The 25,861-nt window shown below is 71.8% G+C and carries 32 protein-coding genes; 23 read left to right on the top strand and 9 right to left on the bottom strand.

All coding sequences use genetic code 11. The annotated features are described in order from the left end of the window. Positions 1–122 precede the first annotated feature (122 nt). Positions 123–2,243, top strand: a complete 2,121-nt coding sequence (glgX, locus tag ACF06X_RS27845) for a glycogen debranching protein GlgX (RefSeq protein ID WP_392290031.1) — start codon at positions 123–125, stop codon at positions 2,241–2,243. A gap of 58 nt (positions 2,244–2,301) precedes the next feature. On the opposite strand, the gene ACF06X_RS27840 is transcribed toward glgX, so the two are convergent. From ACF06X_RS27840 to ACF06X_RS27830, 3 genes are all read right to left on the bottom strand, one after another. Next, positions 2,302–3,651 carry a YihY/virulence factor BrkB family protein gene (locus ACF06X_RS27840; protein ID WP_392290030.1) on the bottom strand — a complete coding sequence of 450 codons (1,350 nt, stop codon included), beginning with the start codon at positions 3,649–3,651 and terminating at the stop codon, positions 2,302–2,304. A gap of 164 nt (positions 3,652–3,815) precedes the next feature. Next, positions 3,816–4,880 (bottom strand): serine hydrolase domain-containing protein, encoded by a 1,065-nt coding sequence (locus ACF06X_RS27835; RefSeq protein ID WP_392290029.1) that lies wholly within the window; start codon positions 4,878–4,880, stop codon positions 3,816–3,818. An 80-nt stretch (positions 4,881–4,960) separates the two neighbouring features. After that, on the bottom strand, positions 4,961–5,632 hold the full coding sequence (locus ACF06X_RS27830) for a beta-glucanase (protein ID WP_392290192.1): 672 nt from the start codon (positions 5,630–5,632) through the stop codon (positions 4,961–4,963). Positions 5,633–5,846: 214 nt separating this feature from the next. On the opposite strand from ACF06X_RS27830, the gene ACF06X_RS27825 reads away from it, so the two are divergent. From ACF06X_RS27825 to ACF06X_RS27805, 5 genes are all read left to right on the top strand, one after another. Beyond that, positions 5,847–6,353 (top strand): hypothetical protein, encoded by a 507-nt coding sequence (locus tag ACF06X_RS27825; RefSeq protein ID WP_392290028.1) that lies wholly within the window; start codon positions 5,847–5,849, stop codon positions 6,351–6,353. A 157-nt stretch (positions 6,354–6,510) separates the two neighbouring features. Further along, positions 6,511–7,641, top strand: a complete 1,131-nt coding sequence (locus ACF06X_RS27820; RefSeq protein WP_392290027.1) for a glutamate--cysteine ligase — start codon at positions 6,511–6,513, stop codon at positions 7,639–7,641. Between the two features lie 104 nt (positions 7,642–7,745). Then, a complete protein-coding gene (locus ACF06X_RS27815) occupies positions 7,746–8,465 on the top strand; it encodes a ribonuclease H (protein WP_392290026.1) in 720 nt (239 codons plus the stop codon). 124 nt (positions 8,466–8,589) lie between these two features. Further along, positions 8,590–9,555, top strand: coding sequence for an LLM class F420-dependent oxidoreductase (locus ACF06X_RS27810; RefSeq protein ID WP_392290025.1), 966 nt, complete (start codon positions 8,590–8,592; stop codon positions 9,553–9,555). A gap of 2 nt (positions 9,556–9,557) precedes the next feature. After that, on the top strand, positions 9,558–10,238 hold the full coding sequence (locus tag ACF06X_RS27805) for an HAD family hydrolase (protein ID WP_392290024.1): 681 nt from the start codon (positions 9,558–9,560) through the stop codon (positions 10,236–10,238). A gap of 25 nt (positions 10,239–10,263) precedes the next feature. On the opposite strand, the gene ACF06X_RS27800 is transcribed toward ACF06X_RS27805, so the two are convergent. Next, positions 10,264–10,959 (bottom strand): DUF4386 domain-containing protein, encoded by a 696-nt coding sequence (locus ACF06X_RS27800; protein ID WP_392290023.1) that lies wholly within the window; start codon positions 10,957–10,959, stop codon positions 10,264–10,266. Positions 10,960–11,079: 120 nt separating this feature from the next. Between ACF06X_RS27800 and ACF06X_RS27795 the strand changes: the two genes are divergently transcribed. Then, positions 11,080–11,796, top strand: a complete 717-nt coding sequence (locus ACF06X_RS27795) for a TetR/AcrR family transcriptional regulator (protein WP_392290022.1) — start codon at positions 11,080–11,082, stop codon at positions 11,794–11,796. A gap of 80 nt (positions 11,797–11,876) precedes the next feature. Here ACF06X_RS27795 and ACF06X_RS27790 read toward each other — a convergent pair whose 3' ends face one another. Then, entirely contained in the window at positions 11,877–13,082 is a 1,206-nt protein-coding gene (locus ACF06X_RS27790) for a serine hydrolase domain-containing protein (protein WP_392290021.1), read from the bottom strand. Positions 13,083–13,392: 310 nt separating this feature from the next. On the opposite strand from ACF06X_RS27790, the gene ACF06X_RS27785 reads away from it, so the two are divergent. Together ACF06X_RS27785 and ACF06X_RS27780 are read left to right on the top strand one after the other, a co-directional pair. Then, on the top strand, positions 13,393–13,905 hold the full coding sequence (locus ACF06X_RS27785; protein ID WP_392290020.1) for an EF-hand domain-containing protein: 513 nt from the start codon (positions 13,393–13,395) through the stop codon (positions 13,903–13,905). Positions 13,906–14,143: 238 nt separating this feature from the next. Continuing rightward, the gene (locus tag ACF06X_RS27780; RefSeq protein WP_392290019.1) at positions 14,144–14,443 is read left to right on the top strand and encodes an STAS domain-containing protein; all 300 of its coding nucleotides are present in this window, start codon (positions 14,144–14,146) and stop codon (positions 14,441–14,443) included. Positions 14,444–14,723: 280 nt separating this feature from the next. On the opposite strand, the gene ACF06X_RS27775 is transcribed toward ACF06X_RS27780, so the two are convergent. The 4 genes from ACF06X_RS27775 to ACF06X_RS27760 form a co-directional block, all read right to left on the bottom strand. Next, positions 14,724–15,482 carry a hypothetical protein gene (locus ACF06X_RS27775; protein ID WP_392290018.1) on the bottom strand — a complete coding sequence of 253 codons (759 nt, stop codon included), beginning with the start codon at positions 15,480–15,482 and terminating at the stop codon, positions 14,724–14,726. 117 nt (positions 15,483–15,599) lie between these two features. Next, positions 15,600–16,034 carry a DUF2267 domain-containing protein gene (locus ACF06X_RS27770; RefSeq protein ID WP_392290017.1) on the bottom strand — a complete coding sequence of 145 codons (435 nt, stop codon included), beginning with the start codon at positions 16,032–16,034 and terminating at the stop codon, positions 15,600–15,602. 204 nt (positions 16,035–16,238) lie between these two features. Next, the gene (locus ACF06X_RS27765; RefSeq protein WP_392290016.1) at positions 16,239–16,673 is read right to left on the bottom strand and encodes an Hsp20/alpha crystallin family protein; all 435 of its coding nucleotides are present in this window, start codon (positions 16,671–16,673) and stop codon (positions 16,239–16,241) included. 128 nt (positions 16,674–16,801) lie between these two features. Continuing rightward, positions 16,802–18,307 carry an MFS transporter gene (locus tag ACF06X_RS27760; protein WP_392290015.1) on the bottom strand — a complete coding sequence of 502 codons (1,506 nt, stop codon included), beginning with the start codon at positions 18,305–18,307 and terminating at the stop codon, positions 16,802–16,804. A gap of 134 nt (positions 18,308–18,441) precedes the next feature. Between ACF06X_RS27760 and ACF06X_RS27755 the strand changes: the two genes are divergently transcribed. The 14 genes from ACF06X_RS27755 to ACF06X_RS27690 all read left to right on the top strand — a co-directional run bounded on the left by ACF06X_RS27755 (position 18,442) and on the right by ACF06X_RS27690 (position 25,833). Beyond that, the gene (locus ACF06X_RS27755) at positions 18,442–19,926 is read left to right on the top strand and encodes an aminotransferase class I/II-fold pyridoxal phosphate-dependent enzyme (RefSeq protein WP_392290014.1); all 1,485 of its coding nucleotides are present in this window, start codon (positions 18,442–18,444) and stop codon (positions 19,924–19,926) included. A gap of 116 nt (positions 19,927–20,042) precedes the next feature. Further along, the gene (locus tag ACF06X_RS27750; RefSeq protein WP_392290013.1) at positions 20,043–20,345 is read left to right on the top strand and encodes a gas vesicle protein; all 303 of its coding nucleotides are present in this window, start codon (positions 20,043–20,045) and stop codon (positions 20,343–20,345) included. A 16-nt stretch (positions 20,346–20,361) separates the two neighbouring features. Beyond that, on the top strand, positions 20,362–20,796 hold the full coding sequence (locus ACF06X_RS27745; protein WP_392290012.1) for a gas vesicle structural protein GvpA: 435 nt from the start codon (positions 20,362–20,364) through the stop codon (positions 20,794–20,796). A 3-nt stretch (positions 20,797–20,799) separates the two neighbouring features. Continuing rightward, complete coding sequence (locus ACF06X_RS27740) at positions 20,800–21,513, top strand: GvpL/GvpF family gas vesicle protein (RefSeq protein ID WP_392290011.1); 714 nt, start codon at positions 20,800–20,802, stop codon at positions 21,511–21,513. A 25-nt stretch (positions 21,514–21,538) separates the two neighbouring features. Next, on the top strand, positions 21,539–21,796 hold the full coding sequence (locus tag ACF06X_RS27735; protein WP_392290010.1) for a gas vesicle protein GvpG: 258 nt from the start codon (positions 21,539–21,541) through the stop codon (positions 21,794–21,796). Between the two features lie 43 nt (positions 21,797–21,839). Continuing rightward, positions 21,840–22,262, top strand: a complete 423-nt coding sequence (locus ACF06X_RS27730) for a gas vesicle protein (RefSeq protein WP_392290009.1) — start codon at positions 21,840–21,842, stop codon at positions 22,260–22,262. Next, on the top strand, positions 22,259–23,137 hold the full coding sequence (locus tag ACF06X_RS27725; RefSeq protein ID WP_392290008.1) for a GvpL/GvpF family gas vesicle protein: 879 nt from the start codon (positions 22,259–22,261) through the stop codon (positions 23,135–23,137). Before ACF06X_RS27730 ends, ACF06X_RS27725 begins: the two co-directional genes overlap by 4 nt. 59 nt (positions 23,138–23,196) lie before the next feature. Then, the gene (locus tag ACF06X_RS27720; protein ID WP_392290191.1) at positions 23,197–23,409 is read left to right on the top strand and encodes a gas vesicle protein; all 213 of its coding nucleotides are present in this window, start codon (positions 23,197–23,199) and stop codon (positions 23,407–23,409) included. Then, positions 23,406–23,780 carry a gas vesicle protein K gene (locus ACF06X_RS27715; protein ID WP_392290007.1) on the top strand — a complete coding sequence of 125 codons (375 nt, stop codon included), beginning with the start codon at positions 23,406–23,408 and terminating at the stop codon, positions 23,778–23,780. The genes ACF06X_RS27720 and ACF06X_RS27715 overlap by 4 nt, the downstream gene beginning before the upstream one ends. Before the next feature lie 50 nt (positions 23,781–23,830). Beyond that, positions 23,831–24,244, top strand: a complete 414-nt coding sequence (locus ACF06X_RS27710; RefSeq protein ID WP_392290006.1) for a hypothetical protein — start codon at positions 23,831–23,833, stop codon at positions 24,242–24,244. A gap of 184 nt (positions 24,245–24,428) precedes the next feature. Further along, the gene (locus ACF06X_RS27705; RefSeq protein ID WP_392290005.1) at positions 24,429–25,043 is read left to right on the top strand and encodes a flavodoxin family protein; all 615 of its coding nucleotides are present in this window, start codon (positions 24,429–24,431) and stop codon (positions 25,041–25,043) included. 41 nt (positions 25,044–25,084) lie between these two features. Continuing rightward, entirely contained in the window at positions 25,085–25,261 is a 177-nt protein-coding gene (locus ACF06X_RS27700) for a hypothetical protein (RefSeq protein WP_392290004.1), read from the top strand. Positions 25,262–25,348: 87 nt separating this feature from the next. Then, a complete protein-coding gene (locus ACF06X_RS27695; protein ID WP_392290003.1) occupies positions 25,349–25,504 on the top strand; it encodes a DUF6131 family protein in 156 nt (51 codons plus the stop codon). Positions 25,505–25,581: 77 nt separating this feature from the next. Beyond that, a complete protein-coding gene (locus ACF06X_RS27690; RefSeq protein WP_392290002.1) occupies positions 25,582–25,833 on the top strand; it encodes a DUF6479 family protein in 252 nt (83 codons plus the stop codon). Positions 25,834–25,861: the final 28 nt, after the last annotated feature.

The following is a 25,861-nucleotide window of genomic DNA, read 5'->3' as shown; positions in this document are numbered from 1 at the left end:
GCTCACCTGACAAAGGCAGTTGAAACGCCTTCAGGACGAAGGGCCGGATCGTTTCGGTCAGAAGGCCGCCCGTCCGGCCCAGCGGTGATGCGGGCCGGACCGTGGGCCCGTAGCGTGCTGCCGTGCGCATATGGACCGGACGCGGCTGGCCCCTGGGCGCGACGTTCGACGGCGAGGGCACCAACTTCGCGCTCTTCAGCGAGGTGGCCGAGCGGGTCGAGCTCGTGCTCGTCGACGACGACGGCACCCATCGCGGTGTCACCCTGACAGAGGTGGACGGCTTCGTCTGGCACTGCTACCTGCCGGACGTCCGGCCCGGTCAGCGGTACGCCTACCGGGTGCACGGCCCGTGGGACCCGGACGCCGGGCACCGCTGCAATCCGGCCAAGCTGCTGCTCGACCCGTACGCCAAAGCGGTCGAGGGCGAGATAGACAACCACCCCTCGCTCTACGAGCGCTCTCCCGACGGGCCCGCGCCGCAGGACAGCGCCGGGCACGGCTTCCTCGGCGTCGTGGTCGACCCCGCGTTCGACTGGGGCGACGACCTTGCGCCGCATCGGCCGTATGCCGAGTCGATCATCTACGAGACCCATGTCCGCGGCCTGACCCGCAACCATCCCGACGTGCCCGCTAAGCTGCGGGGCACCTACGCGGGGCTCGCCCACCCGGCCGTCGTCGAGCACCTCACCCGCCTCGGTGTCACCGCCGTCGAACTCATGCCCGTCCACCAGTTCGTCCACGACGGCGTGCTCATCGACCGCGGCCTCCGGAACTACTGGGGCTACAACACGATCGGCTTCTTCGCCCCGCACGGCGCCTACGCCGCCCGTGGCACGCGCGGCGGGCAGGTGACCGAGTTCAAGTCGATGGTGAAGGCCCTGCACGCCGCCGGTCTCGAGGTCATCCTCGACGTGGTCTACAACCACACCGCCGAGGGCAACGAGTACGGCCCCACGCTCTCCTTCCGGGGCATCGACAACGCGTCGTACTACCGTCTCGTCGAGGGCGACCCCCGCCACTACTACGACACCACGGGCACCGGCAACAGCCTCCTCATGCGGCACCCGAACGTGCTCCAGATGATCATGGACTCGCTGCGGTACTGGGTGACGGAGATGCACGTCGACGGCTTCCGGTTCGACCTGGCCGCCACCCTCGCCCGGCAGTTCCACGAGGTGGACCGCCTCTCCGCCTTCTTCGACCTCATCCAGCAGGATCCCGTGATCGGCCAGGTCAAGCTCATCGCAGAGCCCTGGGACATCGGCGACGGCGGCTACCAGGTCGGCAACTTCCCGCCGCAGTGGTCGGAGTGGAACGGCAAGTACCGGGACGCGGTGCGGGACTTCTGGCGTGCCGGCGAGCACAGCCTGGCCGAGTTCGCCTCCCGGCTCACCGGCTCCTCCGACCTCTACGAGCGCGACCGCCGGCGGCCCCGCGCCAGCATCAACTTCGTCACCGCGCACGACGGATTCACGCTGCGCGACCTCGTGTCGTACAACGACAAGCACAACGCGGCCAACGGAGAGGGCGACCGGGACGGTGAGAGCGACAACCGCTCCTGGAACTGCGGTGCCGAAGGCCCGACGGACGACCCCGGCATCCTGGAGCTGAGGGCGCGCCAGCAGCGCAACTTCATCGCCACGCTCCTGCTGTCACAGGGCATTCCGATGCTCGCCCACGGCGACGAGCTGGGCCGCACCCAGGGCGGCAACAACAACGCCTACTGCCAGGACAACGAGGTCTCCTGGATCGACTGGAACCTCGACGACGAGCGACGCGACCTGCTCGACTTCACCCGCCGGGCCGTCGCGCTGCGCCGCGCCCACCCCGTCCTGCGGCGGCGCCGGTTCTTCCACGGCGACACCGCGACCGACGAACGCCAGCCTCTGCCCGACCTCGTGTGGCTGCGGCCGGACGCCCGCGAGATGACGGACGAGGACTGGGGCCGGCCCGACGACCACGCCATCGGCGTCTTCCTCAACGGGGACGCCATCGCCGAGACCGATCCGTACGGCGGGCGCGTCGTCGACGACTCCTTCCTGATCCTGGTCAACAGCTACTGGGAACCGGTGACCTTCCGGCTTCCCGGCCCGGCGTACGGCGAGCGGTGGACGGTCCGTGTCGACACCGCCGACCCGCAGGGCCTGCCCGACGAGTCGGAATGCAAGGCGGCCACCGAGCTGACGGTGGAGTCGCGCGGCCTCGTGCTGCTCTCCCGCCCGCCCCGCGCCCGGGAGCGCTGACACAGCCCGCCGCGGGCCTCGCCCGGCGCACCCGGGAGGCCGTCGGCGCGGCCCGCCGTCACATCAGCGGGCCGCTGTAGTAACCGCCGAGCATCCGGTGGTATTCGGCGTCCTCCAGATGCCGCTCCCGCACGAACTCCGGAGCGTTCTTGATCTGCTCCTTCGTACGGTTGACGTGGACGACCCGCTCGTCCGGTTCGATCCGCGTGATGGTGCCCGCCGGAAGCAGGACCTCCTTGCCGAAGATCCAGACACCGGTGTCCACCACGAGCCAGGCCGAGCCCGCCTCGTCCGAGTGCTTGTCGACCTTTCCGATGGAGCCGTCCAGCGCTTCGACCTTGTAGCCGCTCAGCACGACCCCCGCCGCGTGGCCGGAGGTGTCGCCGTACGCCCACATGTTCTCGGTCATCTCTTCGCTCCCTTGATCGTGATCGTACGGTCGGTCCGTGCGCCGCCTCCCTCCGTCGGTCGGGGGCGGCGACGCGGAACCTCCGGCTTCCCCGAGTCCGCCCGCGCATGCCAGGGCCAGCTCCGCGGTGAACTGCGCCCCGGCGAGCAGCGAGAGATGGGCGCTCCACAGCCAGACGAGGAAGACGATCACTCCGGCGAGCGAGCCGTAGAGCCTGCTGTACGTGCCGAGACTCGTCGCGTACAGCGCGAAGGCCGCCGAACCGGCCAGCCAGAGCAGCACGGCGAGCGTCGCTCCCGGCACCGCGTGGGCCCGGGCGCGGGCCGAGGCGGGGCCGGTCCGGAAGAGCACGAGAACGAGCATCGTCACCAACCCCACGAGCCCCGTCCATTTCATCAGCGCCCAGGCGGACGCCCAGGCGGGCGCCGAGGCCGTGTCCCACCGCAGCCACGCGCCGAGCAGCCGCGCGAGGGGCTCGGTGACGACGACCACCCCGGCGCTGGCCACCAGCAGCACCAGGAGAAGCGCGGCGTTCAGCAGGATGACCGGGGCGGTGTGCAGCGCCGGCCGCCGGTCCTTGACCCGGTGCATCGCGTGCAGCGCGCGCCGGAAGACCGCGAGATAGCTCGATGCCGACCAGAGCGCGCTGACGCTGCCCGCGACGATCAGCATCCACGCGGCGGTCTCCTCCCGCGCGAGACCCCGCAGCGTCTCCTGGAGCGTGCCACCCGACTCGGCGGGCGCCCACGCCGCCACGTGGGAGATCAGCCGCTCGGTGGCCGCCGGGCTCACCATGCCGGTGAGCGTCACCGCGACGAGCAGCGCGGGCACCAGGGCGAGGATCGCGTAGTACGTCAGCGCGGCCGCCCAGTCGGCCACGTCGTCGCGCCACATCGACACGGGCGTGGCGCGCAGCGCCGGCCACCAGCGGCGCGCCGAGCGCCTGAAGCGAGCACGGAAGTCCGTCCGGCCGGCGGAGTGGGAGCAAGGGATCGTCATCGAGGCAGCTTCCAGGTGTCGCGCGCGAACAGTCCATGTTCGCCTACCCGGTACGCCGCAGGTGAGGCGGTCTCCGAGTCTGCCATCCGGCACCGCCCATGGCCCACCCGCCCTCGTCCTCGCCCTCGCCGCCGTCGGCGTCGGCGTCGGCGTCGGGCGTCCGCTCAGGCGAAGGCGAGGGAGCGGAAGGCGGCGCGCAGCCGGGCCACCGGGACGCCGTCGCGGGTGAAGTACAGCTTGTTGGTCAGCAGGACGGCCCAGCGCCCGCGCTCCGGCGAGACCCACATCGCCGTGCCGGTGAAGCCGAAGTGCGCCCACACGTCGTGCCGGGCGGCCGCCGCACCGGGGTCGGGATGCCACAACAGGCCCCGGGTGGGCTTCAGTTCGCCGGTGCGGACGCGCAGCGAACGCCGGACCCAGGAGGCGCCGAACGACGAGGCACCGTACGCGGAGGCGCCGGACGAGGACGGCCCGGGTGACAGGGTGTGGCGCAGGAAACGGCAGAGGTCGTCGCGGGGCGCGAAGACGCCCGCGATGCCGCAGGCGCCGCCGAGCAGCCGGGTGGAGAAGTCGTGCACCGTCCCCTTCAGGTGGGCGCCGGTCGCGTCGTCGAACTCCGTGGGGGCGCAGCGCGCGACGACGTCCGCGGGCAGCGGGCCGTACCGGGTCTCCGTCATGCCGAGGGGGTTCCAGACCCGGGCGGCCGCGAGAGCCGCGAGCGGCCGGCCCGTGAGGTGCTCGGCGAGGTAACCGAGGACGAGAGCGGCCCGGTCGGTGTACGCGACGGCCTCGCCCGGGCGGTGGCGCAGCGGCTCACGGAGTACCCCCGCACGGACCTCGACCGGATCGCTTCCGTAGTGGTGGCGGAGATTGGCGCGCAAGGGCAGCCCCGCCGTATGGGTCAGGAGATGGTGGGCGGTCGCCGCACCCAGCGGCCGGCCCGCCACCTCGGGCCAGAACGCGCCGAGCGGCCGGTGCAGTTCGAGGGCGCCCGACTCGACGAGGGTCCCGGTGACGGACCACACGGCGAGGATCTTGGTCAGGCTGGCGAGGTCGAAGACCGTGTCGGGCCGCATCGGTTCCTGCGGCCGGGCCGGGTCGAGGAGACCGACGGCGCCGCCCGCCAGGGTGCCCGAGGCGTCCCCGACGGCCCAGACCGCGCCGGGACAGACCCGCGCGCGCACGGCGTCGAGGACGAGCGACTCGATGCGATCGGTCTGGAGTCCCATGAGCCCCCCGGGGTGAGGTCGGGCGTCCCGAAGGCGCCGGGCTCAGTCGGTATGCCCCGCGCCCCACGGAAGGACACGCCCTACGGCCGGTACACGCGCAACTCCGTCACCTCGAACGACATCTCGTCGACGCCCTCTTCGGGCGGCGGGTGGTAACGCCCGGCGCAGACCGACAGGTTCACGATGAGGTACGCCCGCCAGCCGCGGCCCACTCCGCGCTCGTCGGAGAAGGCCGTCACTCCGTTGACCGTCCACACCACAGAGCGGGCGCCGAACTCGATCCTCAACTCCACCCAGGCGCCCGGCCGGATCGCCGGATCCCGGTAGTAGAGGTGGCCACCGCGCACGCGGTTCGACAGCTCCAGCAGATCGGGGTTGTCCGGGTGGTACTCGAAGACGTCGACCTCCTGGCCGCCGTCCCGCCAGGTCCAGATCGCCGGCCAGGCTCCGATCTCCTCGGGCAGCCGCACCCGCGCCTCCAGGACGTCACCGGCGCGGACCATGAAATCCTCCGCGCTGCCCTCGGTGGTGAGCAGGCACGTGTCCCACTTCCCGTCCGAGCGCCGGGTCGCCCTGAACACCCCCGAGCGGCTGTACGCCGGGTCCTCGACGAGGTGGTCGAGCTTGTTGTCGCCGGGGTTGGTCGGGCCGCCGTTCGGATACGCCCAGGACCGGCCCGCGACCCACTGCTCCTCCGAGGTGAAGTCGGCGGTGAGCGCCGGGGTCTCCGTCCGCTGCGAGGGCAGGGACACACCGTCCTCCGGGCCCGCGCGACCTCCCTTCCGCCGACGTTTCCTCAGCCGGTCGATGATGTCTGACAGCACGGCGGCTCCTCCGGTCGGGGCGTGGACCACTCCGAGGTCGTTCTCCCCGCCCCGGAACGGACCCATGCGATGTCGCTCACTCTCTGTCGTGAAGTCGTCACGCATGAGAATGTCCTCCCGGTCCGGGCGCACAATGCCGGTCATGGACGCCGCTGGTGTGGGACTCGTCAGCGCGACGGCGGCGGTCGTCGGCGCCGCCCTGGGCGCGGCCGGCGCGATCGCGGCGGCCGTCACCCTGGCCAGGAGCGAGAACCGGGAGTCGCGCCGCCAGGCACGGCGCGAGGCGTACCTCGCCTTCCTCGACGCGGCGGAGGACGCCACCCAGGAGCTCGCCCACGTCACCCGCCTCCTGGCGCTGGGACGGAGCAACTATCCGGCGATCCACGAGCAGGTGAGCGGTGTGCCGCGCGCGCTCCGCCGACACGTCAGCGTCGTCCTGATCGAGGGCCCCGAGGAGGCGGCGCAGGCCGCGCAGCGTTTCTCCACGGCCGTACGCGCCTGGCAGGCCGTCCTGAGCGAGCACCAGCACATGGAGGACACGGAGTGGGCGTGGTCGGCGGACCTGGCGGCGACGGCCGCCTCGGAGGCCTTGGCCGAGTTCCGCGGAACGGCCCGCGCGGCTCTGCACGGCCCCGACCGGAGCTCCTGAGCGTGCCGCGCCCCGCAGCGGCCCCGTACGGATCGTGCGTGCACGCACACGGCGTGCGACGGAACAGCGGACCCCGAGACTCCGCCGCATGGGGACCCGGTCCGGGGGCAGGGGGAGACCACCGAACGGGGTGAGTGAGTGAGTGAGGGGCGGCGACGTGCGAAGCGTAGGTGTGGAAGAAGAACTGCTGATCGTGGACGCGGACAGCGGCGAGCCGGTGGCTCTGGCCGGCGCCGTGCTGGCGGCCGCCCGGCGCTCGGCCGCTCAGGACGGCGCCGACGGCCGCAGCGACGACGATCCCGACTTCGAGAAGGAACTGCAGAAGGAACAGCTGGAATTCGCCACCCGGCCGGTGACGCGGATGGACGAACTCGCGGACGAGATCGTCCGGTGGCGCGGCGAGTCCGCACGCCACGCCGCGACCGTCGGCGCCGTCGTCGCCGCCGTGGCCACCTCACCGCTCCCGGTGAGCCCGACGCTCAGCCAGGGGGAGCGGTACCAGTGGCTCGGCGAGCGCTTCGGCCTGACCGCCCAGGAGCAGCTCACCTGCGGTTGCCATGTGCATGTGTCGGTCGACTCCGACGACGAGGGCGTCGCGGTGCTCGACCGCATCCGGCCCTGGCTCCCCGTGCTCCTGGCGATGAGCGCGAACTCTCCCTTCTGGCAGGGGGAGGACAGCGGCTACGCCAGCTACCGCAGCCAGGTCTGGAACAGATGGCCCTCGGCCGGCCCCGTCGACACGTTCGGCTCCGCCGACCGCTACCACGAGCAGGTCGGCGCCATGCTCGGCACCGGCGTGCTGCGCGACCAGGGGATGGTCTACTTCGACGCCCGCCTGTCGGCCAACTACCCCACGGTCGAGATACGGGTCGCCGACGTGTGCCTCGACGCCTCCACCCCCGTCCTGCTGGCCGCCCTGATCCGCGGCCTGGTCGAGACCGCCTCCCGCGACTGGCAGGAGGGGAAGCCGCCGGCCCCGGTCCCCACGAGCCTCCTCCGGCTGGCCTCCTGGCGCGCCGGCCGGTCGGGCCTCGACGGCCCGCTGATCCACCCCGAGACCATGCGCCCGGCACCGCCCGAGACCGTCGTCCAGGCGCTGTACGACCACGTGGCACCGGCCCTTCAGGACCAGGGCGACGCCGAACGGGTCAAGGCGGGCATCGCCGACCTCCTGGCCCACGGCAACGGCGCCCGCGTCCAGCGCAAGCTGCTCCGGAGCGAGGGGAGCCTCGCCGCGACGGTCGCCGCCTGCGCCCGCATCACGGCGGGCGAACCGCCACGGCCGTAGACGTGCCGGCCGGTGGTTCCCCACCGACGCCCGGGCTGCCCCCTCACCGCCCCCTCACCGGCCCCGGGGCCGGTGAGGGGGCGGTGGCATGTGAGGATCGCGGGATGACGGAAGCGAAGATCATCGCGGCGTGCGACGGCGCGTCGAAGGGGAACCCCGGCCCCGCCGCCTGGGCATGGGTCGTCGCCGGAGCCGACGGCGCGGTGGACCGGTGGGAGGCGGGCCCCCTGGGCAGGGCCACCAACAACGTGGCCGAGCTGACCGCCCTGCTCAAGCTTCTCGAGTCCCTCGACCCGGACGTGCCGGCGGAGGTGCGGATGGACTCGCAGTACGCCATGAAGGCCGTCACCACCTGGCTGCCGGGCTGGCGCCGCAAGGGCTGGCGGACCGCCGCCGGCACCCCGGTGGCGAACAAGGACCTCGTGGTCCGGATCGACGAACTGCTGACCGGCAGGCGGGTCGACTTCGTCCACACCCCCGCCCACCAGGTGGACGGCGACCCGCTCAACGACGCAGCGGACCGGGCGGCCGGCGAAGCGGCCGTCACCCAGCGGGCCATCGGCTCCGCCGCGGGGTCCCCCCTCCCGCCGCCCGGCACCCCGGCGGCTTCCGTTTCCGCCGGAGCCGGCCGCGCCCGCACGCCGGGTCGCGGACGTACGGAGCGCGCATCGGGCGCGCGCTCCTCCGGCGGCGGCTCGGTCAAGGCCAGGTTCCCGGGCAGGTGCCGCTGCGGCGCCCCGTACGCCAAGGGCGAGACGATCACGAAGAACCCCGACGGCTGGGGCCACCCCGCCTGCGTCTCGACGGCCGGCGGAACCGGCTGACGGACGCCCCCGTACGCCCCCGTACGCCTCGGTGCGGCCACTCGGCCGCACGTCCCGTGGGCCACCCGGAGGACCGGCCGACTCAGCCGGTTTCCGGGTGGACGGTTGCGGCAAGGGGCGGAACATGGTGCACATCGGCTACACAATGATGACCGAGCAGGCCGGACCGCGTGATCTGGTCGCGCATGTGGTGCGAGCGGAGGAGGCGGGCTTCGACTTCTCGGTGATCTCGGACCACTCCTTCCCCTGGCTGGACGAGCAGGGACACGCCCCGTACGCGTGGAGCGTCCTGGGAGCGGCCGCGCAGGCCACCTCCCGTATCCCTCTGATGACCTACGTCACCTGCCCCACCTTCCGCTACCACCCCGCCGTCATCGCCCAGAAGGCGGCGACGATGCAGCTGCTCTCCGGAGGCCGGTTCCGGCTCGGCCTCGGTTCGGGAGAGAACCTCAACGAGCACATCGTCGGAGCCGGCTGGCCCTCGGCGAGCGTCCGCCTGGACATGCTGGAAGAGGCCGTCGACATCATCCGGGCCCTGTTCGGCGGGGAGTACGTCACCCACCACGGCGAACACTTCCAGGTGGACCACGCCAAGCTGTGGGACGTCCCCGACACCCCGCCGCCCATCGGCGTCGCCGTCTCCGGCCCCCGCTCCTGCGAACTCGCCGGACACCAGGCCGACCTGGTGATCGCGACCGAACCGAAGCAGGAACTGCTCGACGCCTTCGACGCGCACGGCGGCGCCGGCAAGCCGCGGGTCGGCCAGCTCCCGGTCTGCTACGACACCGACCGGGACGCGGCGGTGAAACGCGCCCACGAGCAGTTCCGGTGGTCCCTCGGGGGGTGGAAGGTCAACGCCGAGCTTCCCTCACCGACCGCGTTCGACCAGGCCTGCGAGACCGTCCGCCCCGAGGACGTGGCGGAGTCCGTCCCCTGCGGCGACGACGTCACCGCCTTCGTGGACGCCGTCCGCCCCTACGTCGAGGCCGGCTTCGACGAGATCGCCCTGGTCCAGGTCGGAGGAGCGCACCAGGAGCCCTTCCTCCAGTGGGCCCGGACCACGTTGCTGCCCGCACTCCGGGAGCTGTGAGCGTGCCGGACACCGACCGCGCCGCACTCTTCGACGTCGACGGAACGCTCGCGGACACCAACCACCTCCATGTCGTCGCCTGGTGGGAGGCGCTGCGCCAGGCCGGACACCACGTGGACACCCACGCCATCCACCGGTCGATCGGCCTGCCCGGCGACCAGCTCGTGGAGCACCTGCTCGGCGCGGACCGCGACCGGGCCGGCGACGAACGCCTCTCCACGGCCCACGACACGCTCTACGGCACCTACTTCGAGCGCCTCCTCGCCTTCGGCGGGGCGGCGGATCTGCTGCGGGCGCTGGCGGGCGACGGCTGGAAGGTGGTCCTGGTGACCTCGGCCAAGGACCGCGAACTGGAGGCCCTGCGCCGGGCGATCGACGCCGACGACGCCATCACCGCCTCCGCCACCTCCGACGACGTCGAAGAGGGCAAACCCGCGCCCGATCCCATCGAGCACGCCCTCTCCCTCGTGGGCGTGCCCGCGGACCGCGCCGTCTTCGTCGGCGACACGGTCTGGGACATGACGGCCTGTGCCCGCGCCCAGGTGCGCTGCGTGGGCCTGCTCTGCGGCGGGATCCCCCACGACGACCTGGTGAAGGCGGGCGCCGCCGCCGTCTACGACGACCCGGCCGACCTCCTCGCGAACCTCGGCACCAGCCCCTTCGCGTCCGTCTCGGCACGGTGAGGAGGCATTCGCTGAGGAGGCACTCCTAGGGGGCGACGGTGAGCGGGCGCGCGGGCTCGAAGCCGCGGGTCAGCAGCCGGACGGCGAGGATCACCTCCCAGGCGAACACCGGGAGCGCGGCGACCGTGCCCACGGCGGACACCTGGGGGTAGAAGCCGAACAGCACGGCGACCCCGGAGACGCAGATGAGCCCGCCGCCCACGAGGCCGAGCAGCGCGAGCGGCCGGGGGACCAGCCGCGAGCGGTGCATCGCGTACGCCAGGACCAGGGTGTTGGCGCCCAGGACGATGTTGGGCCCGAGCAGGAAGGTCCAGTCGTGGACCGCCGCCAGGGCCGTGGCGACGACCTGCACGGCGGTGGCGGTACGGGCGTCCCCGGCGCCGCCCAGGTCCTGACGGAGGGTCACCACCGCCAGCACGCCGACGATGCCGACGGCGATCACCGCCGCCTCCAGGAGGCGCCCGCACACATAGCCGACCGCCAAGGCCTCGTGCCGCCTTCTGATGACCGGGTACAGCGCCACCCCGGTACCCACCACGGCGAAGAGCAGCACCATCTCGCAGAGCGCCCCCGCCAGCACCCGGGAGTCCGCGCCCGGCCCGACGACGTACCGCGCGCCGTCCAGTGCGGGGCCGTACAGCGCGAGACCCGCGATCGCGGCGGCCTCGGTCACCAGGAACAGCACCCCCGTCACGGCCGCGGTCCTTCGGCTCAAGTCCATGGGATCCCCTCTCGAACGCGAGGTGTACGGCGTACACCTCCGCGTGGAACGCACCCTAGGTGTACGGCGTACACTCAGGCAAGTGGTGAAGTGACCGATCCCGGGAGAAGGGCAGGGCAGATGGCCGAGGAACGCCGGGGCGCCGAGCGGGCGCCCCTCAGCAGGGAGCGCGTACTGCACGCCGCCGTCGCGCTGGCCGACGCGTCCGGGGCTTCGGGGGCCGAGGCGTTCTCCATGCGACGGCTCGCCCAGGAGCTCGGCGTCGTCCCGATGGCCCTCTACAAGCACGTCGCCAACAAGGAGGAACTCCTCGACGGCATGGTGGACATGGTCGTCGGCGAGATCGCCCGGCCGACCACCTCGGCGGACTGGAAGAGCGCCGTACGGCAGCAGATCCTCTCGGCCAGGAGCGTGCTCCTGCACCACCGCTGGGCCGCGCGCGTGATCGAGTCACGGACCGGCCCGACACCGGCCGTACTGGCCTACCTGGACTCGGTCATCGGCACCTTCCGGGACGGCGGTCTCTCCGCCGACCTCACCCACCACGTGATGCACGCGCTCGGCAGCCGCCTGCTCGGTTTCTCCCAGGAGCTGTTCGACACGGGCGGGGCCGCGCCCACGCCGTCGCCCGCCACCGCCGGAGCGGCGGCAGCGGACCTGGCGAGGGCCTATCCGCGGGTCGCGGAGATCGCCGCGGCGGCCGCCCACGACATGGATTCGGCCGTCGGCGGCGGCTGCGACGACCAGTTCGAGTTCGAGTTCGCCCTTGATCTCCTCCTGGACGGCATCGAACGCCTCCACCACCGCGGCTGGACCTCGACCTCACCCTCGACCTGACGTCGACGCCCTACCGCCCGACCATGGCCCGACCACGGGCCGGGGCGCCCTCGCCGCGGCGGCCCCGGCCCCGGTCGGCGTCAGCGGCGCTCGGTCAGGTCGGCCTCGGCCGGCCGCTCCGAGAACGCACGCGCCGCCGCCGGCTTCTTACCGCAGAACGCCGCCTCCAGCGTTCCCCCGAGCGCCGTGTTGGCAGCGCCCCGGTTCGAGGTGTTCGCCATCGCGGAGAGAGCCCGCCGGCCGTCCCGGGTCGAGAAGGCGTACGTGTAGTAGCCCTGCACCGTCCCGGTGTGCCCGTACACCTGGGCGCCGCAGGACAGGTCGTAGCGGCGCAGACCGAGCCCGTAGAAGCGGGTGCCCGCCGCGTCCGTCGGGGTGACCGTGGTCATGGCGTCCATCATCGGCGGCGACAGCAGCTCGCCCCGCATGAGCGCCGTCGTGAAGGTGTTCAGGTCCGCCAGGTCGGAGATGACCGCCCCGGCCGACTGCGCCCAGGACACGGTCTGCTCGGTGGAGTCGACGAGCGGCGCGCCGGCCTCGTCCGGGTGCAGATAGCCGCGGACCCGCAGCCCCTTGATCCGGGTCTCCGGGTGCACGTACGAGGTGTTCCGCAGCCGCAGCGGCTTGATGACGCGATTCTCGTACGCCTCGGCGACCGGACGGCCGGTGGCCCGCTCGATGAGCATGCCGACCACCACGAAGTTGGCGTTCGAGTACTTGTACGCCACGCCGGGCTCGGTGGTGCGCGGTTCGCTGAGCGAGAGGTCCACCAGCTCCTGGTAGCTGAACACACGGTTCCGTACCGCCTCGAAGCCGGGCACGGTGTGGTGGAACATCGCGTCGGTGTAGTCCGCCAGACCGCTGCGATGGGTGAGCAGATGACGGACGGTGATCCTGTCGTCGGGCAGCAGCCCGGGCAGGTACCGGTTCACCGGCGCGTCGAGCTCCAGCCGGCCCTCCTCCACCAACTGGAGGAGCACCACGGTGGAGAAGGTCTTGCTGACGCTGCCGATCCGGAACCGCGCCCGGCTGTCCATGGGCGCGCCGGACTCACGGTCGCGGACCCCCTCGGTCCGCGTCCGGGCGCCCCACGGCCCGACGTACCGCGCCATGGCACCGGGCGCGCCCTGCGCCATGGCGGCGTTCAGGGCCGCGACCACCCCCTCCATGTCGGGAGCGGGACGGTCCTGGACCGCCGACCCGGCGGGCCCGGCGGGGGCGGCGGCCGGCGCGGCGGTGGCCGGGGCGACACCTCCGGCGAGGGCGGCGATCAGGGTGGCACTCACGACCAGGCGTCGACGCGATGACAGGGGCACGTTTTCCTCGGCTTCTTCTCGACACGATCCGGTACGGCGCACACGCTGCGGTACGCCGCGACGAACCCGGCAGACTCGCCAACCGCGCGCCGACTCCGGGCCCATGGAGCATGAGGGCCAACGCCGCCGATCGGTTCCTGTCACGGGCGTCCGGCTTCACGACGACCGCCCGGGGACATCCGGCGGTGACCGAATCCGCCTCGGGCAGTTGATCTCCTCGTTGTCGCCGGCCACCGGCGACACCTCTCGTCGACCACCCACCCCAGCCGAAGGACCCCTCATGGACAGCAGGACCGCCAAGGCCCACATCTTCGCCATGCTCGACGTGGACGGCGACGGTGTCGTCTCACGGCAGGAGTACCTCACCCGCCCCGCCCGCGCGGCCGCCGTGTCGGGACGCGGCGACGACGATCCCCTCGTCGCCGTCGCCCGCGCGGCGCACGAGCGGGTGTACGCCTCGATGGACGCGGACGGCGACGGGCGGGTGACCTTCGAGGAGTACGCGGCCTGGGCGGGCGCCGAATCGTTCGAGAAGGTCTGCAGGCCCGCGCTCGGATCGCTGTTCGACCTCGCCGACACCGACGCCGACGGCGCCCTGGACCGGGCGGAGTTCACCCGGCTGCGCGAGGCGCTCGGCAACCCGGCCGACAACGCCGGCGCGGCGTTCGACGCCCTGGACACCGACGGCGACGGCCGCGTCGACCGGGCGGCCTACCTCGCGTCGATCCGCGCGTACGTCACCGAGGGGGCGTCCGGCATGGCCGAAGCGCTGCACACCGCCCACAGCCGCTGATCGTGGCTCGTACGGGTGGCGGATCTCCCCCGCAGGTGGCAAGGCGGGGGTCCGGTGGAGTGAAGGGCCGTGCCGCCCGGCGGGGCCGGGCGGTTGACCCGGCGTGAGTACCGCAAGCAACCTTCCGATACTGACCGCCCCCACCGTCACACCGGGCACCGGACCGATCGACCAGGGCGCGGAATCCGCGCCCTGTGGCATAAGCGTCCGCTCCTGCAGCGTCCTTGACGAGGAGACCGTGCGGGTCGAGCTCCACGGAGAGGTCGACCACTACAGCGCAGGGCCGCTGCGGGTGCTGCTGGCCGCCGCGTCCACCCTCGGACACCGGCGCCTCGTCCTGGACACCTCGCGTGTCACGTTCGCGGACTCCGCCCTGCTGCGGATCCTGACGGACTGGACGGAGCACGGCCGGCGGCTGCGACTGACCGGTGTCACCCCGGCGATGGAGCGGCTGCGAGCAGCCGCCTGGGGCGCATCCCCACCCACCGCGCGCCGACGCGCCCGTCCACGAAGGGAGACCGTCGGGGAGGGAGCGTGACCTTCTGTCTGCTCGTCCTCGTCCCCTGCCTCCTGGCGGTGATCCTCCTGCCGGCCGACCGTCCGGCGGCCCACGGACGCCACCGCAGAGCCGAGCGGGGGGTGATCGGCCGACGAGCGGAAGGACGGACAGGCTGACGATCCCTCCCGAGCCCGACCCATGAACGAGTGGGGCCGCACCGTCACGGTGCGGCCCCACTGCCGTGTACGGGACGACGCCCGCGCAGACCCGCAATCGCCCGGGCCCGGTCCGTCGCAGAGGTGGCCGGGGCCGGAACCGGTCAGTCCCGCGGGGCCTCCCAGGCGTTCGCCAGTCCCTCCAGCCACACCGGAGGCAGTTCGGCGCGTTCCCACTCCTCCCGCAGCAGGGACGGCGCGGCGGCGAGACGTTCGAGCACGGCGATGCCGGCGGGGGAGTGGGTGAGGGAGTAGCGGCCGTGGATGGCGATGTCGCTGCCGGGGCCGTACTCCGCGTACAGCCGCGACAGCTGTTCCCGCCGGGTCTCGGCGAACTCGCCCAGCCGTCCCGCGTACCCGGCCCGCTCGACGGCGCTCATCGTGCCGAGGACGGCCCTGAGGACCTCGTCCGACACCTCGGGGTCGAGGTCCGAGGCATGGGTGAACGCGAGGTAGAGCGGCGTCACCGCCACCTTCGCCCGCTCCACGTCGACCCTTCCGACGGGGGGACGGCCGCGCGGGACGTCCGGCCGGTCGGCCTGCGGGGAGGGGGCTGGCACCGCGGGGCCGAGGGCGCGGCGCAGGGCCCGGTCGGCGACACCGCCGAGTTCCTCGACGACGGCCTGGGCGCCGTCCTCCCAGCCGGCGCCGTAGAGCTCGTCCTTCCCCCTCGGGGCGCCCGCCTCGACCTTGCGGACCTCGCGGTACGCGTCCACGACGGCGCCGGCCTCGACGAGCGCGATCAGCTCCTCGGCCTCGGCGTGGAACACTCCGGCGCGGCCGAGCAGTTCGAGCAGGGTCTTCTTCGCGTTGACGACGCTGGCGGAGTCCAGCGGGTGCTGGTCCTCTTCGGCGGCGTTCATGAGGCCCTCCTCGTCTCTCTCACTCTCCGGCGTCCGTCGAGGCTTTCAGCTGGGAGTGGTCGCCGTCCAGCCGACGGTCCGGCGACGGCCCGGCGGCGGTGCTGCGAGGTGGGCGCGTCAGGCGGCCCTGGCCAGTTCGGCGCGGCCGAAGAGGAGGCCGTAGCCGGGCGGCAGCTGGGCGAGGACGCGATCGAGGAGGTCGGGGCCCGCGAGGTCGGCGACGACGTTGAGAACGGCGCCGGTGTCCCAGCGCGCGGTCGCGGGCGTGCCGCCGAGCCGGGCCGCGAGGTCCTTGACGAAGCCCCAGCCGGTCAGCGGCTCGATGGCGGGGATCTGCGACGCGAGGGCGTGGGCCGCCTCGACGGGCAGACGGGCGGCGAGGTCGACGCGCTCCTCACCGGTGACCTGGCGGCCGAGGGCCGCCAGAACGGCGAGCACGGTGGTCTCGGCCCGTTCCCGCGTGGGGTACGCGCCTTCGTAGCGGACGCGCTCCAGCATCTGGTCGTACGTCATGCCCGGCACGGCCGGGGCCTCTTCAGGCAGGGCAGGCATGGAAGGGTGGCGTGCCTTTCTCGTGAGAGGGCTCGCGCCCGCCGGTGGGTCAGCTGCCGTGACCCCCGCGCGAGGCGCGATCCGGGTGGAAGGAGACGGCCGACCGGTCTGCACCGGGCGACCCACCGGGCCGGTCCGGTGGACGGAGAACGGGACGGGAGGGGGAGATCGTCGTCCCGTCCTCCGCCACGGCGGACGGCCGGATCAGCTGTCGATCTGCTTCCGGCCGGCGTCCCCGCCGATGGAGATCTTGCGGGGCTTGGCGCGCTCGGCGATCGGGATCCGCACGGTGAGGACACCGGCTTCGTAGTCGGCCGTGATGCGCTCGGTGTCCAGGGTGTCGGCCAGCATCAGCTGACGGGAGAAGACACCCAGCGGGCGCTCGGAGAGCTCCATCTGCACGTCGTCGGCCTTCACGGTCGGCCGGCGTTCGGCCTTCACCGTGAGCATGTTCCGCTCGACGTCGATGTCGATGGCCTCCGGGGCGACGCCGGGAAGGTCGAGCGCGATCACGTACACGTCACCCTCGCGGTACGCGTCCATCGGCATCGCCGAGGGGCTGGACCATGTCCCGGGTGTGCCCAGGAACTGCTGGGTGAGCCGGTCGAGCTCGCGGAACGGGTCGGTGCGCATCAACATCGCGAAACACCTCCAGAGCGGTACGGGCAGGAACTGCCAATGCGCTTCACCTGACACCGTTCTAACATGTCATCCATCCGACGACAAGCCCGGTGTCATCGAAAGGGTGACATCGCGGAGGGGTGTGGTCATCCGCCGACGCGGGCGGCCGGGGGCGGGGCCGATCCGTCCTCGTCCGCCGCCGTCGTGGCCGACAGCGGCGTCGCGATGTCCTCCAGCGACCTGCCCTCCGCCGCGACCGCGAGGAACAGCGCCACGAGACCCGCGAGGACCATGAGCGCCGCGCCGACACAGAAGGCGAGGACGGCGTCGCCGACGACCCCGCTCTCGGTCAGCTTCGCGAAGAGCAGCGGCCCGGAGATGCCGCCGGCGGCCGTGCCGATCGCGTAGAAGAACGCGATCGCCATCGCCCGCGTCTCCATCGGGAAGATCTCACTGACGGTGAGGTACGCCGAGCTGGCGCCCGCGGAGGCGAAGAAGAGGACCACGCACCAGCACAGCGTCATCGTCGTCGCGTCCAGACTGCCCCGGTCGAAGAGCCACGCCGTGCCGAAGAGCAGCAGACCGGACAGGATGTACGTCCCCGCGATCATCGGCCGGCGCCCGACCGTGTCGAAGAGCCGGCCGAGCAGGAGCGGACCGAGGAAGTTGCCGAACGCGATGACGGCGAAGTAGTACCCCGTACTCCCCGTGGGGACGTCGAAGAACTTCACCAGGATCGAACCGAAGCCGAACGTGATGGCGTTGTAGAGGAACGCCTGGCCGATGAAGAGCGCGAAGCCGAGCACCGCCCGCTTCGGGTACGCGTGGAAGAGCGTGCGCCCGATCTCGATGAAACCGACGCTCCGGCGCTGCTCGATGGTGATCGCCCGGGACGGCTCCGGCAGCCTGACGCCCTTCTCGCGCTCCACCTGCCGTTCCACCGACGTGACCAGCTCCTCGGCGCCCTCCGAGCGGCCGTGGATGAACATCCACCGCGGGCTCTCCGGGACGTGCCGGCGTACCACCAGGATGACGAGACCGAGGACGACCCCCAGCGCGAAGCTCAGCCGCCAGCCGATGTCCGCCGGGAAGATGTCGGTGTCGAGCGCCACCACGGACAGCAGCGCGCCACCCATGGCCCCCAGCCAGTAACTGCCGTTGATGATCAGGTCGACCCGGCCCCGGTACTTGCTCGGGATCAACTCGTCGATGGCCGAGTTGATGGCGGCGTACTCCCCTCCGATCCCGAAACCGGTCAGGAAGCGGAACAGGAAGAACCACCACACGGAGGTGGACAGCGCGGTCAGCGCCGTCGCCGCCAGATAGACCGCGAGAGTGATCAGGAAGAGCTTCCGGCGGCCGAAGCGGTCGGTTAGCCACCCGAAGAACAGGGCGCCGGAACAGGCGCCCGCCACATACAGCGCGGCCGCCATACCGGTGACCTGGGCGTCGGTGATGGGCAGCCCGCTGCCCGGCTCGGAGAGTCTGCCGGCCATGTTCCCGACGATGGTCACTTCCAGGCCGTCGAGGATCCACACCGTGCCCAGACCGATCACGATCATCCAGTGCCAGCGCGACCACGGCAGCCGGTCGAGCCGGGCGGGGACCTTGGTGGTGACGGTTCCGATCACAGCGTCATCGGTGCGAGTCATGAGACCACTCCTTACCCGGGGCGGGCATCCGACGCCTCGACGCCGGCGGATCCCACCGCATCGGACGAACGGCCGAACGGGAGCCACGTACTGGAACCGCGCACTCGGGGAAGCGGTGAGGAATGGCTACGGAAATGCGGCACAACGACCAGAACCAGGCGCCGGTACTGGAGGCGCTCGAGAACTACCACCGCTCCGGGGAGCTCGGCTTCACGCCGCCCGGCCACAAGCAGGCGCGAGGCGCGGACCCGGAGGTCCGCCGGATCCTCGGCGACGCGGTGTTCCACGGAGACGTCCTGGCCAGCGGAGGACTGGACGACCGGCGTACCCGAGGCAACGTCCTGCAGCGCGCGGAACGCCTCATGGCCGAGGCCGTGCACGCCGAACACGCCTACTTCTCCACCTGCGGCAGCTCCCTCTCCGTCAAGGCCGCCATGCTGACGGTCGCCTCGCCGCACGAGAAGCTGCTCGTCGGCAGGGACGCCCACAAGTCCGTCGTCTCCGGCCTCATCCTCTGCGGGCTGCGGCCCATCTGGGTGGAGCCGGCCTGGGACCCCGAGCGGCACATCGCCCATCCCCCCTCCGCCGAGGCGTACGAGCGCGCCTTCCAGGAGCACCCGGACGCGCGGGGCGCCCTCGTCACCAGCCCGACGCCCTACGGATCCGCGGCGGACGTCGCGGCCATCGCCGAGGTGTGCCACCGCCGGGGCCGGCCGCTCGTCGTGGACGAGGCGTGGGGCGCCCACCTGCCGTTCCACCCCGACCTCCCCACCTGGGCGATGGACGCGGGCGCCGACGTCTGCGTCACCAGCATCCACAAGATGGGCAGCGGACTGGAACAGGGCTCCGTCTTCCACCTCCAGGGCGGACTCGTCGACCCGGCCGACCTCGCCTCACGCGCCGACCTCCTCGGCACCACCAGCCCCTCCGTGCTTCTCTACGCGGGCATCGACGGCTGGCGCCGCCAGATGGTCCGGCACGGCCACGACCTGCTCACCAAGACGCTGAAGCTCGCCGCAGACGTCCGTACGGAGATCGAACGCATCGACGGACTGCACGTCAACGACGCGGACGACTTCTGCGGACCCGGACGGGCGGCCGAGTTCGACCCGCTGCCGGTCGTCATCGACCTCCGGGAACTGGCCGTCAGCGGCTACGACGCCGCCGACTGGCTGCGCGAGCACCACCACATCGACACCCACCTCTTCGACCACCGCCGGATCAGCGCCCAACTCACCCACGCCGATGACCACGACACCACGGACACCCTGCTGACGGCCCTGAGGGACCTCGTCCGCCACGCACCCGAACTCCGCCCCGCCCCGCGCGTCGACGTGCCCGACCCCGCCGGGCTGCGCATGGAACAGGCCTGTCTGCCGCGCGACGCCTACTTCGCCCCCACCGAGGACGTCCCGCTCGCCTCGGCCGCGGGCCGGATCGCGGCCGAGATGATCACCCCGTACCCGCCCGGCATTCCGACCGTCCTGCCCGGGGAACGGCTCACCGAGCCCGTCCTGCGCTATCTCCGTACCGGAGTCGAGGCGGGCATGAACATCCCGGACGCGGCGGACCCCGGCCTGAGCACCGTCCGGGTCACCGCCGAGAAAACTCGGAATTGAGACGGCGTGAGACGTATCACGCATACGTTCGGAAGTCACGGGCACGCGAACCGCAACGATCGACGGCGGATGGAGAGCGACTCCAATCCGATCTTCTGTGCCCAACAGGCGGGATGATGAACGCGACTGACGACGACGAACATGGCAAGAATTCCGGAGAGCGCATCGACATTTCCACCGCGATGCGCAGCGCCTCCGCTCAACTCTCGGAACTCCTGCGGTGCGAACCGGGATCCGTCTCGGCGGTGAAATCCACCGACGAGGGCTGGTCGGCCGACGTGGAAGTGGTCGAACTGGAAAAGGTGCCCGACACCATGACCGTGATGGCGTCGTACCACGTCGCTCTCGACCCCCAGGGCCGGCTCCTCGCCTACGAACGTACGAGGCGGTACGCACGGGGCCAGATCGACCGCCGCTGACGGAAGGAGTTTCATCGTGACACTCGTCCAGCAGTCCAGCGCCACGAGCGGCGGAAGCGGCTCGGGCAATCTCTACGACGTTCTGGAACTCATTCTCGACCGAGGTCTCGTGATCGACGCGTTCGTCCGCGTCTCCCTCGTCGGGATCGAAATACTCAAGATCGACGTCCGCGTGGTCGTCGCCAGCGTCGACACGTATCTGCGATTCGCCGAGGCGTGCAACCGGCTCGACCTGGAATCCGGACGCAAGGCGCCGACGCAACTCACCGACATCGTCGGTGACATCACCGAGAACGGCGCCAAAGGAAAATCGAAAGGCGCGCTGAGCGGAGCCGCCGAAATGATCTCGGACACCCTGCACCGCAAGCGCGAGGAACCGGAGGAGGAGCCGAGCAAGCGCACGGCCCGCTCCTCCACGTCCAGCCGTTCGTCAGCCAAGCGAGAGGAGTGACGGGTGTCCACCTACGTGTACGCCATCACCGGAGCCGACCATCCCCTGCGTCTCGACGACCTTCAAGGCGTGGGCGACCCGCCGTCGCCCCTGCGCACGGTCATCTCCGGCCCCGTGGCCGCCGTCGTCAGCGACGCGCCGCCCGGCCTGCGGGCCAAACGCCGCGACGTGGTGGCACACGAGAGCGTGCTGGAGGCCCTGATGGCCGACGGGGCGACCCTGCCGATGCGCTTCGGTCTGCTCGGACCGGACGACGAACGGGTCGCCGAGGTCCTGGGTCGCGACGCCCGCAGCTACCAGGAGCGGTTGGCCGAGCTGGACGGCCATGTCGAGTACCACCTCAAGGCCGCCCGGGACGAGCAGGACATGCTCCTGGAGATCATGGCGGGGTCCGAGGAGGCCCGGGAGCTCAACCGGCGCACGCGCACGGACCCCGGAGCCCACGACGACCGGATCGCCCTCGGCGAGCTGGTCGCCCGGGAGGTGGCCGCCCGGGGCGAGGCACAGGCGGAGGAGACGACGAAGCGCCTGGCTCCCGCCGCGGCCCGCCTCTCCCGAGGCGAACCCGGAGCGACCCACTTCCTGAACGTGTCGTTCCTCGTCCCGACCGCGTCGACGGACACCTTCCTGCACGCCGTACGGGAGGAGGCGGAACGGCTGGGGGAGGGGTACAGCTTCACCCTGACCGGCCCGCTTCCGCCGTACAGCTTCGTGTGACCCCTCACGGGAGGAGGTGCTGGTCATGGGACTCGTCACCAGCATTCTGACCCTGCCGATGGCGCCCGTCCGGGGCACGGCCTGGGTCCTCGACCAGGTGCTGCTCGCGGCGGAACGGGAGTACTACGACCCGGAGCGCGTGCGCGGGCAACTGGCCGCGCTCGTCGACGACCTGGAGAACTCCCGTATCGACGCCGAGGAGTTCGACCGGCGCGAGGACGAACTGCTGGACCGGCTCGACGAGATCGAGGCGTACCGGCGAGGACGCGGCAGCGGCTCATGACCACCGCCGACCGAGAACACCCGTAAGCAGACAGGACGACACCGTGTCCGATTCACTGGCAGGCCGCCTGGCGGCCCCACCGCGCAGCACACCCGCCCCCGGCCACCAGGGCTCGTCCGCGAACCTCGCGGACATCCTGGAGCGGGTGCTCGACAAGGGCATCGTCATCGCGGGTGACATCCAGATCAATCTCCTCGACATCGAGCTCCTGACGATCAAGCTCCGGCTCCTGGTCGCCTCGGTCGACAAGGCGAAGGAGATGGGCATCGACTGGTGGGAGCACGACCCCTCGCTCTCCTCCCGGGCGAGCCGGCCGCCGCGACCGGTCGAAGCCCGGCCCGCGGCGACCGATCGGGCAGAGCTCCTCGCCGAGGAGAACGAACGGCTGCGCGGCGAACTCGACCGGCTGCGCTCGGCGCTCGACCCCGCCGACGCCGGGGGTGCGCGAGAGGAGGGCACGAGGTGAGCACGTACGAAGGGACGGCGGTGCGGACGCCGGGCACCGGCGACACCGGGCACGACCGGCACGAACACGGCGGGCACGAGCTGACGTACGTGTACGCGGTCGGCCGCGACGACGGGGCGCTCGGCCGTGTCGTCGGCCGCCTGAGTGGAGTGGACGGTCACGGCCTGCGGCTGATCGACGGCGCGGGCCTCGTCGCGCTCGTGTCGACCGTCCCGTCGGACGTCTTCGGCGAACGGGCGCTGCGCGTCCTGCTGGAGGACCTGACCGCACTGGAGGCGATGGCACGCGCGCACCACACCGTCGTGGACGCCGCGTTCGCCGAGACGGTCGTGCTGCCCCTGCGCCTTGCCACCGTCTACAGCGGCGACGACCGGGTGGTCGCGATGCTGACCGAAGAGCGGCGACGCTTCGAAGAGCTCCTGGCAGAGCTCGACGGACACGTCGAGCTGGGCGTGAAGGTCTCCGTGGACCCGGGCGCCGCCGAGCCGGCCGAGCCGGCCGAGGTGTCCACCGCGTCGGCGGCCCCCTCGAGTCCGGGACGGGCGTACCTGGCACAGCGCCGGGCCCAGCGGCACCGCACCCAGGACCTCTACCGCGCCGCCGGCGACATCGCCGCCGAGGCGGCGGCGGTGGCGGGGGAGTTCGCCCGGGCACGCGCCGTACACCGCCCCCAGCAGGGCGAGTTGGCGAGCGGCGCCGGGGAGAACCTCACCAACGAGGCGTACCTGGTGGCCGTCGAGGACGTGGACCGGTTCCGCGAGCGGGTCGGGGCCCTGAGCCGGCGCGCTCCGGCCGTACGTGTCGAGGTGACCGGCCCCTGGGCTCCCTACTCGTTCGCGACGCCGGACACGAGCGGGGACGAGGTCGCGTCGTGACGAGCGGACCGCTTCAGGTCGGCGGCTTCCGGGACACCGAACCCCTCGCCGGGCCGCCGGTGGCCCTGATCGACCTCCTGGACCGGCTCCTGAACGGAGGAGCCGTGCTGACCGGCGATCTGGTCCTGTCCGTCGCGGACGTCGACCTGGTCCACATCAACCTGCGGGCGGTGATCAGGTCGATCACCGAGGACGCGCCCGCCCCCTGGGCGACCGCGCCCGCAGGCGACGGACCGGCCCCCGAAGCCGCCGGTAGGAGGGCATCGCGATGAAGGACACCACCCCCGCTCCCACCCGTGTCGACGACCTCGACGGCCTCGATGACTTCGACGGCCTCGACGAGCGGCTCACGGCGGCCGGTGGCGTGGCCCGAAGGCTCGCCACCGACCCCGACACGGTGGAACGCGATCTCATCAAACTCGTCCTGACCGTCGTCGAGCTGCTGCGCCAGCTCATGGAACGTACCGCCGTTCACCGGGTCGACCGGGGAGACCTCAGCGAGGAACAGGAGGAACGCATCGGAATGACATTGATGATTCTGCACGAACGAATGGAAGAGCTGTGCCGGAGGTACGGCCTTTCGATGGACGATCTCAATCTTGATCTGGGACCCCTGGGGTCTCTGCTTCCCACGACTCGATGAGTGAGAACGCCCCCCGTTTCATACCCGGTTGAGCGGCAAGGAGGAATCACATGACTGCTCAGAGCGACAACACCAAGAATTCCCGCACCACACGTGCCAGGAAGACGGCCACCAAGCAGACCGCGGAGAAGACCTCGGCGGCGGCGAACGCGGCCGAGAGCTCGCTCCAGGACGCGGAGAAGGCCGCCGCGGTGAGTGTGCGCTCCGCCGGTGAGGCCACCAAGCGGGTCGGCCGCGCGGCGGCGAACGGTCTGCAGAGCGGCCAGCAGGTGGTGACGGCCAACGCCGCCAAGGCGGCCACCGCGGCCACGACGGCATGGACGGTTGTCAAGGAGCGCAAGGCGATCGCGGCCGGCGCCGCGGCGGGTGTCGCCGGAGTGGCCGGCGCCGCCTTCGCCATCGGCCGCACCACGGCCAAGCCGCCGGTCGGGCCGCTGACCCGCCTCGCGCGCGGCCGGATCTGAGCGCCCACAGCGCCGCATGACCGCGTGCCGCCCCGCCACCGCGGGGCGGCACGCGGTCATGCGGCGTCTCGATGCCGTGATGCCGTGATGCCGCGGTGCCGTGATGCCGGGGTGCTCTGCCCATATGCCGCAATATGGCGCGTCCGGTGACATGGAGGACGCGTCGCGGGGTAGCGGCGAACCCATGGACACCACACCCCTGCGCGCCGTCGCACTCGTCTGCACCCTGTCCCCCTCGCCCGCCCCCTCCAGCTCGCAACTGCTGGCGGAACAGACCATGGCCGCCCTCGGCGAGCACGGTGTCACCGGCAAGACCATCCGCATCGCCGACCGGAACGTCCTGCCCGGCGTGAAGACGGACATGGGCGAAGGGGACGAGTGGCCCGAGATCCGGGACACGATTCTGGGCTCCGACATCCTCGTCCTCTCGACCCCCATCTGGCTCGGACACCCGTCGAGCATCGCCCAGCGCGTGCTGGAGCGGCTGGACGCCGAACTGTCCGAGACGGACGAGGAGGGCCGCCTGCTCACCTACGGGAAGGTGGCGGCCGTCTGCGTGGTCGGCAACGAGGACGGCGCGCACAAGAGCAGCGCGGACCTCTTCCAGGGCCTCAACGACGTCGGCTTCTCCCTCGCCCCCGGCGCGGTCACCTACTGGGTCGGCGAGGCCATGCAGGGCACCGACTTCCAGGACCTCGACAAGACCCCCGAGGCCACCGCCCGTACCACCGCCACGCTCGCCGCCAACACGGCGCACCTCGCCCGGCGACTCAAGGCGGCCCCCTACCCGCCGTCCTGAACCGGCGACCGGCGGACACCCCGACATCGAAGGAGTGCGACATGACCGAGGACAAGCGCGAAGCAGGCCGCCCGGAGACCACCCCGTCCGAGGCGGTCGGGGAGAGCGGCGACGAGGAAGCCCGCAGGGAGGCGGACGAGGCGCTTCTCACCGACGGAGAGGGAGCCGGACGTGACCGTTCCGATGTCTCAGAACAATCTTCCGCCGAACGCGAATGATATGGCGTCGGTGATGGTATTCGCACAGTGCCTTATCGCTCCGCTAATCGCGGCGGAGTCATTCCACGGGGATGCTGGGAGGTCGTCGTGATTATCCTCGGAGTGATCCTGCTGATCATCGGGTTCGTCACAGGAATTTCCATTCTGTGGACCATAGGCCTGATCCTCGCGATCGTGGGCCTGGTGCTGTGGGTGGCAGGCGCCGCCGGGCACGCGGTGGGAGGCCGATCTCACTACTGGTGAGGCGTCCCGCCTCAGCCCCTCTGTGATCCGCCCCGGCGCGTACGCGCCGGGGCGGGCCCGATCCGAGAAAGGCGAACATGATCGCGCACACTCTTTCCGCCGACTCCACGGTCACACTCGCGGCGGCCGGCTCGAACGCCCTCCTCTTCGCCGTCGCCATCGGCGTGGTGATCGTCGGCGTGCTGCTCGCCGCCTTCTGGTGGGGGAGCCGCCGCGCCGCACGCCGTCGGCGCCCGGTCGGGGACCCGACCCAGACGAACGCCCGGCACGGCCGCGACTCCTGGACCACGCCCGACCACGACCCGGACATCGGCGACCACACGCGGTGACGGTGGCTCCTCAGCCCCGTACCCGGCC

Source organism: Streptomyces sp. NPDC015346 (assembly GCF_043078785.1).
Taxonomy (GTDB): domain Bacteria; phylum Actinomycetota; class Actinomycetes; order Streptomycetales; family Streptomycetaceae; genus Streptomyces.
The sequence above is the reverse complement of the archived record's forward strand: the minus strand, read 5'-3'. Positions and strand labels throughout refer to the sequence as shown.